The sequence below is a fragment of the Stenotrophomonas sp. FR012 genome (assembly GCF_047520565.2).
Lineage (GTDB): Bacteria > Pseudomonadota > Gammaproteobacteria > Xanthomonadales > Xanthomonadaceae > Stenotrophomonas > Stenotrophomonas sepilia.
Genome location: NZ_JAXBQL020000004.1, coordinates 57817 through 70065, shown reverse-complemented (window position 1 = coordinate 70065; position 12249 = coordinate 57817). Strand labels below are relative to the sequence as shown.

At 66.8% G+C, this 12249-nt stretch carries 8 protein-coding genes; 4 read left to right on the top strand and 4 right to left on the bottom strand.

Annotated features, from left to right (window positions below; all coding sequences use genetic code 11):
• Positions 1-29: 29 nt before the first annotated feature.
• Positions 30-3494, top strand: coding sequence for a transcription-repair coupling factor (gene mfd / locus ACM0O9_RS08505; protein WP_414603942.1), 3465 nt, complete (start codon positions 30-32; stop codon positions 3492-3494).
• A 46-nt stretch (positions 3495-3540) separates the two neighbouring features.
• A complete protein-coding gene (locus ACM0O9_RS08500) occupies positions 3541-4158 on the top strand; it encodes an HD-GYP domain-containing protein (RefSeq protein ID WP_005415790.1) in 618 nt (205 codons plus the stop codon).
• A 199-nt stretch (positions 4159-4357) separates the two neighbouring features.
• On the opposite strand, the gene ACM0O9_RS08495 is transcribed toward ACM0O9_RS08500, so the two are convergent.
• The gene (locus tag ACM0O9_RS08495; protein WP_235649751.1) at positions 4358-6451 is read right to left on the bottom strand and encodes a M13 family metallopeptidase; all 2094 of its coding nucleotides are present in this window, start codon (positions 6449-6451) and stop codon (positions 4358-4360) included.
• A gap of 138 nt (positions 6452-6589) precedes the next feature.
• Here ACM0O9_RS08495 and ACM0O9_RS08490 point away from each other — a divergent pair, with 138 nt between their 5' ends.
• Positions 6590-7051 (top strand): hypothetical protein, encoded by a 462-nt coding sequence (locus tag ACM0O9_RS08490; protein WP_231109140.1) that lies wholly within the window; start codon positions 6590-6592, stop codon positions 7049-7051.
• Positions 7052-7161: 110 nt separating this feature from the next.
• Here the strand turns inward: ACM0O9_RS08490 and gpmA are convergent, their stop codons facing one another.
• Positions 7162-7911 (bottom strand): 2,3-diphosphoglycerate-dependent phosphoglycerate mutase, encoded by a 750-nt coding sequence (gene gpmA / locus ACM0O9_RS08485; RefSeq protein WP_005415787.1) that lies wholly within the window; start codon positions 7909-7911, stop codon positions 7162-7164.
• Between the two features lie 94 nt (positions 7912-8005).
• On the opposite strand from gpmA, the gene nfi reads away from it, so the two are divergent.
• Positions 8006-8680, top strand: coding sequence for a deoxyribonuclease V (gene nfi / locus ACM0O9_RS08480; RefSeq protein WP_188241156.1), 675 nt, complete (start codon positions 8006-8008; stop codon positions 8678-8680).
• 39 nt (positions 8681-8719) lie between these two features.
• Here the strand turns inward: nfi and ACM0O9_RS08475 are convergent, their stop codons facing one another.
• A complete protein-coding gene (locus ACM0O9_RS08475) occupies positions 8720-9700 on the bottom strand; it encodes a cation diffusion facilitator family transporter (RefSeq protein ID WP_138952884.1) in 981 nt (326 codons plus the stop codon).
• A 140-nt stretch (positions 9701-9840) separates the two neighbouring features.
• The gene (locus ACM0O9_RS08470) at positions 9841-12090 is read right to left on the bottom strand and encodes a TonB-dependent siderophore receptor (RefSeq protein ID WP_414603943.1); all 2250 of its coding nucleotides are present in this window, start codon (positions 12088-12090) and stop codon (positions 9841-9843) included.
• Positions 12091-12249: the final 159 nt, after the last annotated feature.

The following is a 12249-nucleotide window of genomic DNA, read 5'->3' as shown; positions in this document are numbered from 1 at the left end:
GATCGGGCTTCTGCTAAAATCCGGGGTCCATGTCGCGTACCTCATACCCCGCCCCGCCGCTGCCGCGCGCCGGCCAGCTCCGCGCCTGGTGGCGCGCCCCCGCCTCGCCCACCGCACTGGCCTGGTACCTGGCCCAGGCATCGCGCGTGCACGACGCTCCGCTGCTGGTGATCGCCCGTGACAACCACGGCGCAAACCAGTTTGAAGCCGATCTGCAGACCCTGCTCGGTGGTGACCCGGCCCTGCCGGTGGTCGCCTTCCCGGACTGGGAAACCCTGCCCTACGACCGCTTCAGCCCGCATCCGGACATCATCTCGCAGCGTCTGGCTGCCCTGCACCGCCTGCCCACGCTGAAGCGTGGCCTGGTGATCGTGCCGGTGCAGACCCTGCTGCAGCAGCTGGCCCCGCGCAGCTACGTCATTGGTGGCAGCTTCGACCTGAAGGTCGGCCAGCGCCTGGATCTGGAAGCCGAGAAGCGCCGCCTGGAAAGCGCCGGCTACCGCAACGTGCCGCAGGTGATGGACCCGGGTGACTTCGCCGTGCGCGGCGGCCTGCTCGACGTGTTCCCGATGGGCGCCGACGAGCCGCTGCGGGTGGAACTGCTGGACGAGGACATCGATTCGATCCGTGCCTTCGATCCGGAAAGCCAGCGTTCGCTGGACAAGGTCGAGGCCGTGCACATGCTGCCGGGCCGCGAAGTGCCCATGGACGAGGCCAGCATCGCCCGCGTGCTGTCCACGCTGCGCGAGCGCTTCGATGTCGATACCCGGCGCAGCGCGCTGTACCAGGACCTGAAATCCGGGCTGGCCCCGGCCGGCGTCGAGTACTACCTGCCGCTGTTCTTCGAGCGCACCGCAACCCTGTTCGACTACCTGCCCAGCGGCAGCCTGCCGGTGGTCTGTGCCGGTGCCGGCGAAGCCGCCGAGGCGTTCTGGGCGCAGACCGGCGAGCGTTATGAGCAGCGCCGCCACGATGTGGAACGGCCGCTGCTGCCGCCGTCGGCGCTGTACCTGTCGCCGGAGCTGCTGCGCGAGCGCCTGAACGATGCACCGCGCATCGAGGTATGGGCCGCCGACCACGCACGCATCGCCGACGCGCACGCGCTGGGCGACCAGCCGCTGCCCCCGCTGCCGGTGGCCGCACGCGAAGCCCCCGCCGGCGATGCGCTGAAATCCTTCCTCGGCCATTATCCGGGCCGGGTACTGATCGCCGCCGATTCGCCCGGCCGCCGCGAGGCACTGCTGGAAGTGCTGCAGGCCGCCGAGCTGAAGCCGCCGGTGGTGGCCGACCTGCCCGGTTTCCTCGCTAGCGATGCGCGCTTCGCGATCGCAGTGGCGCCGCTGGAAGATGGCTTCGCGCTGGACGACCCGCGCATCGCGGTGCTGACCGAGCGCCAGCTGTTCCCCGAGCGCGCCGGCAGCACCCGCCGCACGCGCCGTGCCGGCCGCGAGCCGGAGGCGATCATCCGCGACCTCGGCGAGCTGACCGAGGGTGCGCCGATCGTGCACGAGGACCATGGCGTCGGCCGCTACCGTGGCCTGATCGCGATGGACGTCGGCGGCATGCCCGGCGAGTTCCTCGACATCGAATATGCCAAGGGCGACCGCCTGTATGTACCGGTCGCCCAGCTGCACCTGATCAGCCGCTACTCCGGCGCTTCGGCGGAAACCGCACCGCTGCATTCGCTCGGTGGCGAGCAGTGGAGCAAGGCCAAGCGCAAGGCCGCCGAGAAGGTGCGCGATGTCGCCGCCGAACTGCTGGAAATCCAGGCCCGCCGCCAGGCGCGTGCCGGCCTGGCACTGCAGGTCGACCGCGCGATGTACGAGCCGTTCGCCGCCGGTTTCCCGTTCGAGGAAACCCCCGACCAGCTGGCTGCGATCGATGCCACCCTGCGCGACCTGGCCAGCAGCCAGCCGATGGACCGCGTGGTCTGCGGCGACGTCGGCTTCGGCAAGACCGAGGTGGCGGTGCGCGCTGCATTTGCTGCGGCCAGTGCCGGCAAGCAGGTGGCGGTGCTGGTGCCGACCACGCTGCTGGCCGAGCAGCATTATCGCAACTTCCGCGACCGTTTCGCCGATTACCCGCTGAAGGTCGAAGTGCTGTCGCGCTTCAAGACCAGCAGGGAAATCAAGGCCGAACTGGAGAAGGTGGCCGCTGGCACCATCGACGTCATCGTCGGCACCCATCGCCTGCTGCAGCCTGACGTGAAGTTCAAGGACCTGGGCATGGTCATCGTCGACGAGGAGCAGCGATTCGGCGTGCGCCAGAAGGAGGCGCTGAAGGCGCTGCGCGCCAACGTACACCTGCTGACGCTGACCGCCACGCCGATCCCGCGCACGCTCAACATGGCCATGGCCGGCCTGCGCGACCTGTCGATCATCGCCACGCCGCCGCCGAACCGGCTGGCGGTGCAGACCTTCATCACCCAGTGGGACAACGCGCTGCTGCGCGAAGCCTTCCAGCGCGAGCTCGCGCGCGGTGGCCAGCTGTACTTCCTGCACAACGATGTGGAGAGCATCGGCCGCATGCAGCGCGAGCTGTCCGAGCTGGTGCCGGAGGCACGCATCGGCATCGCCCACGGGCAGATGCCCGAGCGCGAACTGGAAAAGGTGATGCTGGATTTCCAGAAGCAGCGTTTCAACGTGCTGCTGTCGACCACGATCATCGAATCGGGCATCGACATCCCCAACGCCAACACCATCATCATCAACCGTGCCGACCGTTTCGGCCTGGCCCAGCTGCACCAGCTGCGTGGCCGCGTCGGCCGTTCGCACCACCGTGCCTACGCCTACCTGATCACCCCCGACCGTCGCGCGATCACCCCCGACGCCGAGAAGCGCCTGGAAGCGATCGCCTCGATGGACGAGCTGGGCGCCGGCTTCACCCTGGCCACCCACGATCTGGAAATCCGCGGCGCCGGTGAACTGCTTGGCGAGGACCAGAGCGGGCAGATGGCCGAGGTTGGCTTCAGCCTGTATACCGAGCTGCTGGAACGCGCGGTACGCAGCATCAAGCAGGGCAAGCTGCCCGACCTGGATGCCGGTGAGGAAGTGCGCGGCGCCGAGGTCGAGCTGCATGTGCCGGCACTGATCCCGGAAGACTACCTGCCGGACGTGCACACCCGCCTGACCCTGTACAAGCGCATTTCAAGCGCGCGCGACAGCGATGCACTGCGCGAACTGCAGGTGGAGATGATCGACCGCTTCGGCCTGCTGCCGGATGCAGCCAAGCACCTGTTCGCCATCGCCGAGCTGAAGCTGAAAGCCAATACGCTGGGCATCCGCAAGCTCGACCTGGGCGAGAACGGCGGCCGCATCGTGTTCGAGTCCAAGCCGAACATCGATCCGATGGCGGTGATCCAGCTGATCCAGAAACAACCGAACCTCTATGCCATGGAAGGGCCCGACAAGCTGCGCATCAAGCACCCGCTGCCGTTGCCGGAAGACCGCTTCAACGCGGCCCGCGCCCTTCTGACCACCCTCGCCCCGGGTTGATCCCCCCCCCGAACACCCCGCACCGGCCCCCACCCGGTGCGGGCGGATGACAATGTTCCCTGACGCCGTACCCGCCCCCGACCTGCTGCACGCGCAGGCCTGCCTGATCGATGCCCTCGCGATGTCGCTGCAGATGCGCGACGCCTATACCCGCCACCACTGCGACCGCGTTGGCCTGCTCGCGCAGTGTCTGGCCACGCACTGCGATCTTGATGACGAGGCCCGTGCGCAGATCGGCCTGGCCGCGCGCTTCCATGACATCGGCAAGATCGGCATACCCGATGATGTGCTGCTGGCACCCCGCCGGCATACCGATGAGGAGCGCGCGATCATGCGCGAGCATCCGGTACGCGGCGAACACATCTTCCTGGCCACCGGCCGCAGCGACGCCTTGCCGGTGGCGCGGCTGATCCGCGCCCATCACGAGGCCTTCGATGGCAGCGGCTACCCCGATGGGCTGCGCGGCGAATCCATCCCGCTGGGTGCGCGCATCGTCACCATCGCCGATGCCTACGATGCGATGACCAGCGTGCGCCCGTATCGCAATGCGATGGAGCATGAGGCCGCATTGCGGATCATCGACGAGCAGGCCGGCGGGCTGGTGGATCCGTACGTGCTGCAACGCTTCCATCGCATGCTGGAGCGGGAACCGGCGCTGGCCTGAGATCTTCCCGACGGTGAAACGACCCGCCGGTAGAGTCGACTGTTAGTCGACTGCTCTTCGTCCAGATCGCGAAAATCCCGCGCTGCGCGCGATAGTCGACTAACAGTCGACTCTACCAGCCGGCGCTGCGCTGCCGGCCTGGAAGACAAAAGGCCCGGCGTTCGCCGGGCCTTTCGCTCCACGCATCACGGGTGATCGATTACCAGATCACCACGCGCTTGTCGTCGGCGCGCACCATCGCATCACCCGCCTTGCACTGGAATGCAGCAGCGAACGAGGGCATGTTCGACGGCGCACCGTTGGCACGGAAATTGGCCGGCGCGTGCGGATCGGTGTTCAGGCGCACGCGCAGCTCGCCATCGGTGAAGTTGCGGCGCCACACGGTGGCCCAGTTCATGAAGAAGCGCTGGTCCTGGCTGTGGCCGTCAACCTCGACGTTCGCCTTCGGGTCTTCCTTCAGCGCCATCTGCAGCGCGTCGTAGGCCACGGTCAGGCCGCCCAGGTCGCCGATGTTCTCGCCCAGGGTCAGCTTGCCCTTCACGAACACGCCCGGCACCGACTCGTAGCCGTCGAACTGGGCGACCAGCTGGTCGGTACGCTCGGTGAAGGCCTTGCGGTCGGCGTCCGTCCACCAGTTGTCGAAGTTGCCGTTGGCGGCGAACTGGCTGCCCGAGTCGTCGTAGCCGTGCATCATCTCATGGCCGATGACTGCACCGATGCCGCCGTAGTTCAGCGCCGGATCGGCCTTGGCGTCGAAGAACGGCGCCTGCAGGATCGCCGCCGGGAACACGATCTCGTTCTTGGTGGCGTTGTAGTACGCATTGACGGTCTGCGGGGTCATGCCCCACTCGGTCTTGTCCACCGGCTTGCCGATCTTGTCCAGCATGTAGCGGTAGTTGAACGCGCGTGCTGCCTGCATGTTGCCCAAGTAGCTGTCGCCGTTGGTCTGCAGGCCCGACCAGTCACGCCACTTGTCCGGGTAGCCGATCTTCGGGGTGAAGCTGGCCCATTTTTCCAGTGCCTTCTTCCTGGTTTCCTCGCCCATCCACGGCAGCTGCTCCAGGCGCGCCTTCAGCGCCTGCGACAGGTTTTCCACCAGGTGCTGCATGGCGACCTTCGACTCGGCCGGGAACACGGCGTCGACGTACAGCTGGCCCAGGGCTTCACCCATGCCACCATTGACCGACTCCAGCACGCGCTTCCAGCGCGGCTGCATTTCCTTCTGGCCACGCAGGGTGGTGCCGTAGAAATCGAAGTTGGCCTTCTCGAACTGGCTGCTCAGGTACGGCGCGGCATCATCGATGGTGTGGAAGCGCAGGTAGGCCTGCCAGGTGCTGGCGGGCACATCGGCCAGCATCTTGTCCATTTCACCGAAGAAGCCCGGCTGCGCCAGCGAGAACTTCTGCGCGGCCGGTACCTTCAGGGTGTCGAACAGCGCGGTCCAGCTGAAGTTCGGGGTCAGCCTGTCGGCGTCGGCGGCGCTGAGCGGGTTGTAGCGCTTGGCCGGGTCACGCATTTCGATGCGCGACATCGAGGCCTTGGCCAGGCGGGTTTCGAAGGCCATCACGGCCTTGGCCTGCTCGGCGGCCTGCGCCGCGTCCACACCGGACAGGGTCAGCACCTGTGCGATGTAGGCCACGTAGGCGTCGCGGATCTTGGCCTGCGCATCGTCGAAGTAATAGCCCTTCTCCGGCAGGCCCAGGCCGCCCTGGCCGACATAGGCGATGACGTTGGCCGAATCCTTGTAGTCGGCATTGGCGAACAGCGAGAACAACACGCCCTTGCCTTCGGCCTGGCTGTCGCGCAGGTACTGGGTGATGGCGGCGGTGTCGTTCAGCGCGGTGATCTTGTCCAGCTGCGGCTGCAGCGGCGCCAGGCCGGCGGCTTCGATCTTGGCCTCGTCGTTGCCGGTCTTCCAGATGTCACCGATCTTGGCTTCCACCGAGCCGGCCTTGGCCTGGCTGGCGGCGGCCTGCTGCACCAGCGCGTGCTGCACTTCCAGCGAGCGCTCGCGCAGGATCTCGAAGCTGCCCCAGGTGGTCTGGTCGCCCGGCACCGGGTTGGCCTTCAGCCACTTGCTGTTGACGAAGCCATTGAGGTCGGTACAGGCCGAAATGGCCGGATCGAGGTCGGCGCTGTTGAGCGAGATCAGCGGCGTCTTGATCTGCGACAGGTCGAAGGCCGGCTTGGCGTCGGCACTGGCCGCCGGCGCGGTTTCGTTCTTGCCACAGGCGGCCAGCGAGGCAGCGATGGCGATGGTCAGGCCCAGCGGGACCAGGTTGCGGACGTTCATGAGGCTCTCCTGCGGGTAATTTCACAGGGTAGCCGGGGGCGTGAGGTTGGGGACCGGCCAAAGGTCACAGAGCCCACGGCGCAGCTCCCGCCGCGCGCCGGTATGCTCTGGCCTCTGCGATCACTGGACCTCATGACCATGGACGAACCTGCGCTGCTGCTGGCCCTCGACACCTGTGAGTTTCTGTTTCTTGCTGAGATTGGCGAGCCGGAAGCGAATCGTCTGCGCCTGGTCGTCGAGGAGGGCCGGGTGGTCGGAAAGCCCTCCCGGGTGGAGCTCGGTCATGGACGTTCAATCGATGATGTGCGTGCGATAGAGGTGGTGCCCCACTCGCAGCGGTTTGAACTGATCTGGGACCACTACATCAGCTACGCCGTGCACAACGAGTCCTACCAGAGCTGGGACGACTCCGAAGCCTGGAGCGGCAACCTGTTCCGCCGCTACAGCCATTCGAAGTTCCTTGAATATCTGGGCCGTGCCACCTTCGCTGATACCCGTTACCCGGGCCCATTCACGCATTATCAGGTGATATGCCAGGACCACGTCATCGACATTGCTGCGCTGCAGTCGCCGAAGGTGCGCCTGCTGGGTCCTTCGTAGCTGGCACATGCAGCCCCAATGAAATGGCTCTACCGGGTTGCGACAGCGTCAGCCGAGCGTGGGCTCGGCTCTACAAAAAGAAGGGCCGGCTTGCGCCGGCCTTCTGTTTCTTATTTCGCCTTGCCCTGGTTGGCTACGGCTTCGGCGGCCTTGCGCGCCGCTTCCGGGTCGCCCAGGTAGCGGAACGACTGCACGGTCAGGTCATCGTTCAGTTCGAACAGCAGCGGGATGCCGGTCGGGATGTTCAGCTCGAGGATTTCCTCGCGCGAGACGTTGTTGAGGTACTTGTACAACGCACGCAGCGAGTTGCCGTGGGCGGTGACCAGCACGGTCTTGCCGTCCTTCAGCTGCGGCGCGATGGCGTCGTGCCAGTACGGCAGCACGCGGTCCAGGGTGGTGGCCAGCGATTCGGTGCCCGGCAGCGCGTTGCGGTCCAGGCCGGCGTAACGGCGGTCATGGATCGGGTGGCCCGGATCTTCCAGGTCCATCGGCGGCGGCGGGATGTCGTACGAACGACGCCACACCTTGACCTGCTCTTCGCCGTGCTTGGCAGCGGTCTCGGCCTTGTCCAGGCCCTGCAGGCCGCCGTAGTGGCGCTCGTTGAGGCGCCAGGACTTGTTCACCGGCAGCCAGTCCTGCTCCAGCTCGGCCAGCGCACCCTGCAGGGTGTGGATGGCGCGCTTCAGCACGGAGGTATGGGCGACGTCGAACTGCAGGCCTTCCTCGCGCATCAGGCGGCCGGCGGCGGCCGCTTCCCGGCGCCCCTGCTCGGTCAGGTCGACATCGACCCAGCCGGTGAAGCGGTTGTCCAGGTTCCACTGGCTCTGGCCATGGCGCAACAGTACGAGTCTACGGGTCACTGCAGGGTCTCCAACGCGAGGAAAGGCAGGCCGCCATTGTAGCCCCGGCGGCCGCTCACCGTGCCGTGGCGCCACGCATGCGATGCTGCAGCCAATGAATACGGTGATCGACCCCGGGCGCTGGGAAGGCAGCGTCACCGCCGCTCGAGCGCAACAGCTGCAGCTGGCCGGCCGCGTGGAACGCCAGGACCGCCTGCCACGCAAGGTGCGCTGGCTGGCCGGGCTGGATGTCGGATTCGAGGACAACGGTGCCATTACCCGCGCCGCGGCGGTGCTGCTGGATGCAAGGACGCTGCAGCCCGTGGCGCAGGAGATCGCGCGGATTCCTACACTCATGCCCTATATCCCGGGCCTGCTCAGCTTCCGCGAGCTGCCGGCACTGCTGGCCGCACTGGCACTGCTGCCACGAACGCCGGACCTGGTGTTCGTCGATGGCCACGGCATCAGCCATCCACGCCGGCTGGGCGTCGCCGCGCATCTGGGCGTGGTCACCGATCTGCCGAGCATCGGCGTGGCGAAATCGAAACTGGTGGGAAGGTTCGTCGAACCGGGCGCCGAAGCTGGTGCGCATACACCGCTGCTGGATGGCGACGAGCAACTGGGCTGGGTGCTGCGCAGCAAGGTGCGCTGCAAGCCGCTGTTCGTGGCCGGTGGCCATCGGGTCAGTGCCGATACCGCGCTGGGCTGGGTGCAGCGCACCCTGCGCGGCTACCGGTTGCCGGAGCCAACCCGGCTGGCGGATCGGCTGGCCTCGCGGCGGGACGAATAGCTGCGCCGGCCATCTCCCGGCGCGCGCGTCAATCGTCGATCAACGATGCACGTGGCCACGATGGCCCTGCGCGTCCTCGCCGTGGTCGTGGCCCTCATGGCCCTTGTGTCCGCCGCCATTGGCCGGCGCCGGTTCGCCACAGGCTTCGCCGCAGTGGTCCGCCTCGATCTGCAGCGTCACGTGCTCGATACCGAAGTCATCATGCAGGCGACCGCCCAGCTCGCGGCGCAACGCATCGGCGTCGGTGCCGTCGCGCATCACAATGTGCGCGGTCAGCGCCGGCGTGCTGGAAGCCAGCGCCCACACGTGCAGGTCATGCACGTCCAGGACTGCGACGTGGCCGGACAGGCTGTCGCGCACCCTGGCCACGTCCATGCCCTTGGGCACGCCTTCCAGCAGTACGTTGATCGCCTCACGCATCAGCACGTAGGTACGCGGCAGCACCCACAGGCCGATCAGCACGGCCAGGATCGGGTCGATCGGTTTCCATCCGGTCCACTTGATCAACAATGCGCCCGCAATCACTGCCACCGAGCCGAGCATGTCGGCCCATACTTCCAGGTAGGCGCCCTTCACGTTGAGACTCTCGCCACTGCCCGCCTGCAGCAGGCGCATCGAGATCAGGTTGATGACCAGGCCCGCAGCCGCGATCACCAGCATGCCGGAGGACGCGATCTCCTGTGGCTGGCGGAAACGGCCGACCGCCTCCCACAGGATGTAGGCGGCGACCACGAACAGCATGGCACCGTTGATCATCGCGCCCAACGCTTCCAGCCGTGCATAGCCGTAGGTGCGGCGCGCATCCGGCGGGCGCCGGCTCAACCGTACCGCGACCAGCGCGATCATCAGCGCCAGCGCATCGGTGGCCATGTGTGCGGCGTCGGACAACAGCGCCAGGCTGTTGGTCCAGAACGCGCCCACCACTTCGACGACGAGGAAGGTGGTGGTCAGGCCGAGTGCCCACCACAAGGGCTTCTCGTGGCGGATCTGGGACGGCAGGTGGTCGTGGTCGTGGCCCATGGCAACAGCTCCTTTGCGATGCGGTGCAGGCTACGCGGTGCCGGCGGAGGAGACTATTACGATGTTTATAACATTGCAGGCCACACGAGCCCTCGCCGGGCATGGCCCGGCGAGGGTTGCAGACCGACGACCGCCTGCGGTCAGAAGCCGAAGCGCAGGCTGGCCCAGTATGCGCGGCCCGGCTCGTTGTAGGTCGCCGCGCCGGCATCGCTGCTGTTGGCCTCGCGGAACAGGCGCTTGTCGGCCAGGTTGTTCACGCCGAAGCCGAAGCTGACCGTCTCGGTCACCTTGTAGCGCGCGCTCACGCCCCAGATGTTGTACGCGCCACGATCCTGCAGCGCGATCGATGCATCGCAGCTGCCGGTGCAGCGGGGGTCGTTGTTGATGTTGGTCGTGGCCGGTTCCTGCTTGCCGTAGAAGGTGCCGGTCAGCAGCATGGACAGCCTGTCGGTGGCCTGCCAGTCCAGCATGGTGTTGATCGTGTACTTCGGGATCACCGACAGCGGCTGGTGCGTGGTCTTGTTCTCGTTTTCCACCATGTAGGTGAAGTTGTTGCTCCACTTCAGGCGGTCGCCCTGCTCGCCCAGCAGCGGAATGACCAGATTGCCTTCCAGCCCCTGCACGATCGCCTTCGGCGCGTTCTCCCAGCGGAAGATGCGGCCCTTGGTGTCGGCGGTCAGCCCGATCTGGGTGTAGCCGGCCTGGATCTTGTCCTTGTAGTCGTTGTGGAAGTAGGTCAACGACGCCTGCCAGCCGCTCTGCGGTGCCCACTCGATGCCCAGTTCCTTGTTCAGGCTGGTTTCCGCCTTCAGGTCCGCGTTGCCGCGCATGTAGCAACCGGCGCCCAGGCTCGGCAGCGCATTGGGGCAGCCGTTGCCGCGGGTGTAGTAGAGATAGTCCGGATTCGACTGGTACAGGTTCGGCGCCTTGAACGCGCGGGCAATGCCGCCCTTCACCACCCAGTCGCTGCTGATACGGAACTGCGCGTTGAGGCTGGGGCTGGTGTTGTTGCCGAACTGGCTGTGGTGGTCGAAGCGCAGGCCCGGGGTAACGATCCAGCGCTCGCCCAGGTAGATGTTGTCTTCCACGAACACCGCCGTGGTCTGCGCATCGGCCTTGCCGCGCGCACGATCAGCCGACAGCCCCGGGATGCCACCGCCGCTGCTGCTGGACTGGCTCATCGAGTACGGGTCCGTCAGGCGGCTGTCCAGGTATTCAAAGCCCAGCGTCCAGATGTTCTCGGCACCACCCAGCGTGGTCGGGAAGCTGACTTCACCGTCCAGCTGGTAGTTGCGCAGGCGCGAGGTCGACCAGTCGGTGCCGTTGAAGCTGCCTTCCGGGCCACCGGCCAGGCCTTCGTTGATGCGCGAGTTGTTCACCGCTTCCACCGCAGCCGTCACCCGCGAGGTGACATCGCCCCAGCGACCACGATGGCTGATCGCGCCGGTGTTGCGGTACATGCGGTTGGTCTCCGCCTTGCCGTCGGCCAGCGCCGCCAGGTCAACGCCGGTCGAGGTGCCGGTGGTGCTGACCGCACGGTCGCCGGCGTAGATGTTGCCCTGGCGGCTGGTGCCCGCCTCGAACTCGACCACCTGGTTGGCGGTCACGTCCCAGCGCAGCAACGCGTTGACGTCACGGTTCTTGACGCCCTCGCGGCCAGCCGGTGGCACTGCGTTCGGCTGGGTGGCGTACTGACGGTTGAGATCGAGTGAATCGGCGTCGGTCTTGTTGAGGTTGCCGTAAAGGCGGAACGACAGCGTGTCGGTCATCGGCCCACTCAGCTGCAGGCCGACGCGCTCGCTGCCACCTTCGGCGCTGTGTTCAGGCACCAGCCCGTACAGGTCGACCGCACCGGCAAGGTCGCCGGTCGGGCGCTTGGTGATGATGTTGACCACGCCACCGGAAGCACCGGAGCCATAGCGTGCCGCCGCCGGTCCGCGCAGCACTTCGATGCGCTCGATCATCTCCGCCGGCACCCAGTTGGTGTCGCCGCGTGTGTTGCGCTCGCCGCTGCGCCCCATGCGCACGGCATCGCGCGCACCGATACGCTTGCCGTCGACCAGGATCAGGGTGTTTTCCGGGCCCATGCCGCGCAGGTCGATCTGGCGGTTGTTGCCGTACTGGCCCGAGGCGCTGTTGCCGGTGAGGTTGACGCCCGGCATGGTGCGCAGCAGTTCGGCGATGTCGTTGGCCGGTGGGCGCCTGGCGATGTCCTCTGCGGTGATGGTCGAGGTACCCAACGCCTGGCGGGCAATCTGCGAAGCGGTGACGTGCACCGTGTCGATATCGGTGGCGTCGGCTTCAGCCTGGGCGGTCAGGGCGCTGCCCGCCAGCAGGGCGGCAACGGCGAGCGCCAGCGGGCGCGGCGAGAGGACAACGGCAGGAGACATGATCTGGACCTTCTGGCAGGGCAACGGGGCCTCTGGCAAAGGGCTTGAGGCAACGACGAGGGGGAGGCGGAGCGTCGCTGCAGTCGCCTGCGGCCCGATCCGTGCGCGCATTCTCCCATCAATGCGAGTGATTCTCAAATGCGTTCGCTCATTGCTACC

Coding starts and splice junctions, on each gene's coding strand:
- nfi (WP_188241156.1), top strand. CDS start 8,006: ATGAATACGGTGATCGACCCCGGGCGCTGGGAAGGCAGCGTCACCGCC.
- ACM0O9_RS08500 (WP_005415790.1), top strand. CDS start 3,541: ATGACAATGTTCCCTGACGCCGTACCCGCCCCCGACCTGCTGCACGCG.
- ACM0O9_RS08475 (WP_138952884.1), bottom strand. CDS start 9,700: ATGGGCCACGACCACGACCACCTGCCGTCCCAGATCCGCCACGAGAAG.
- mfd (WP_414603942.1), top strand. CDS start 30: ATGTCGCGTACCTCATACCCCGCCCCGCCGCTGCCGCGCGCCGGCCAG.
- ACM0O9_RS08495 (WP_235649751.1), bottom strand. CDS start 6,451: ATGAACGTCCGCAACCTGGTCCCGCTGGGCCTGACCATCGCCATCGCT.
- ACM0O9_RS08470 (WP_414603943.1), bottom strand. CDS start 12,090: ATGTCTCCTGCCGTTGTCCTCTCGCCGCGCCCGCTGGCGCTCGCCGTT.
- ACM0O9_RS08490 (WP_231109140.1), top strand. CDS start 6,590: ATGGACGAACCTGCGCTGCTGCTGGCCCTCGACACCTGTGAGTTTCTG.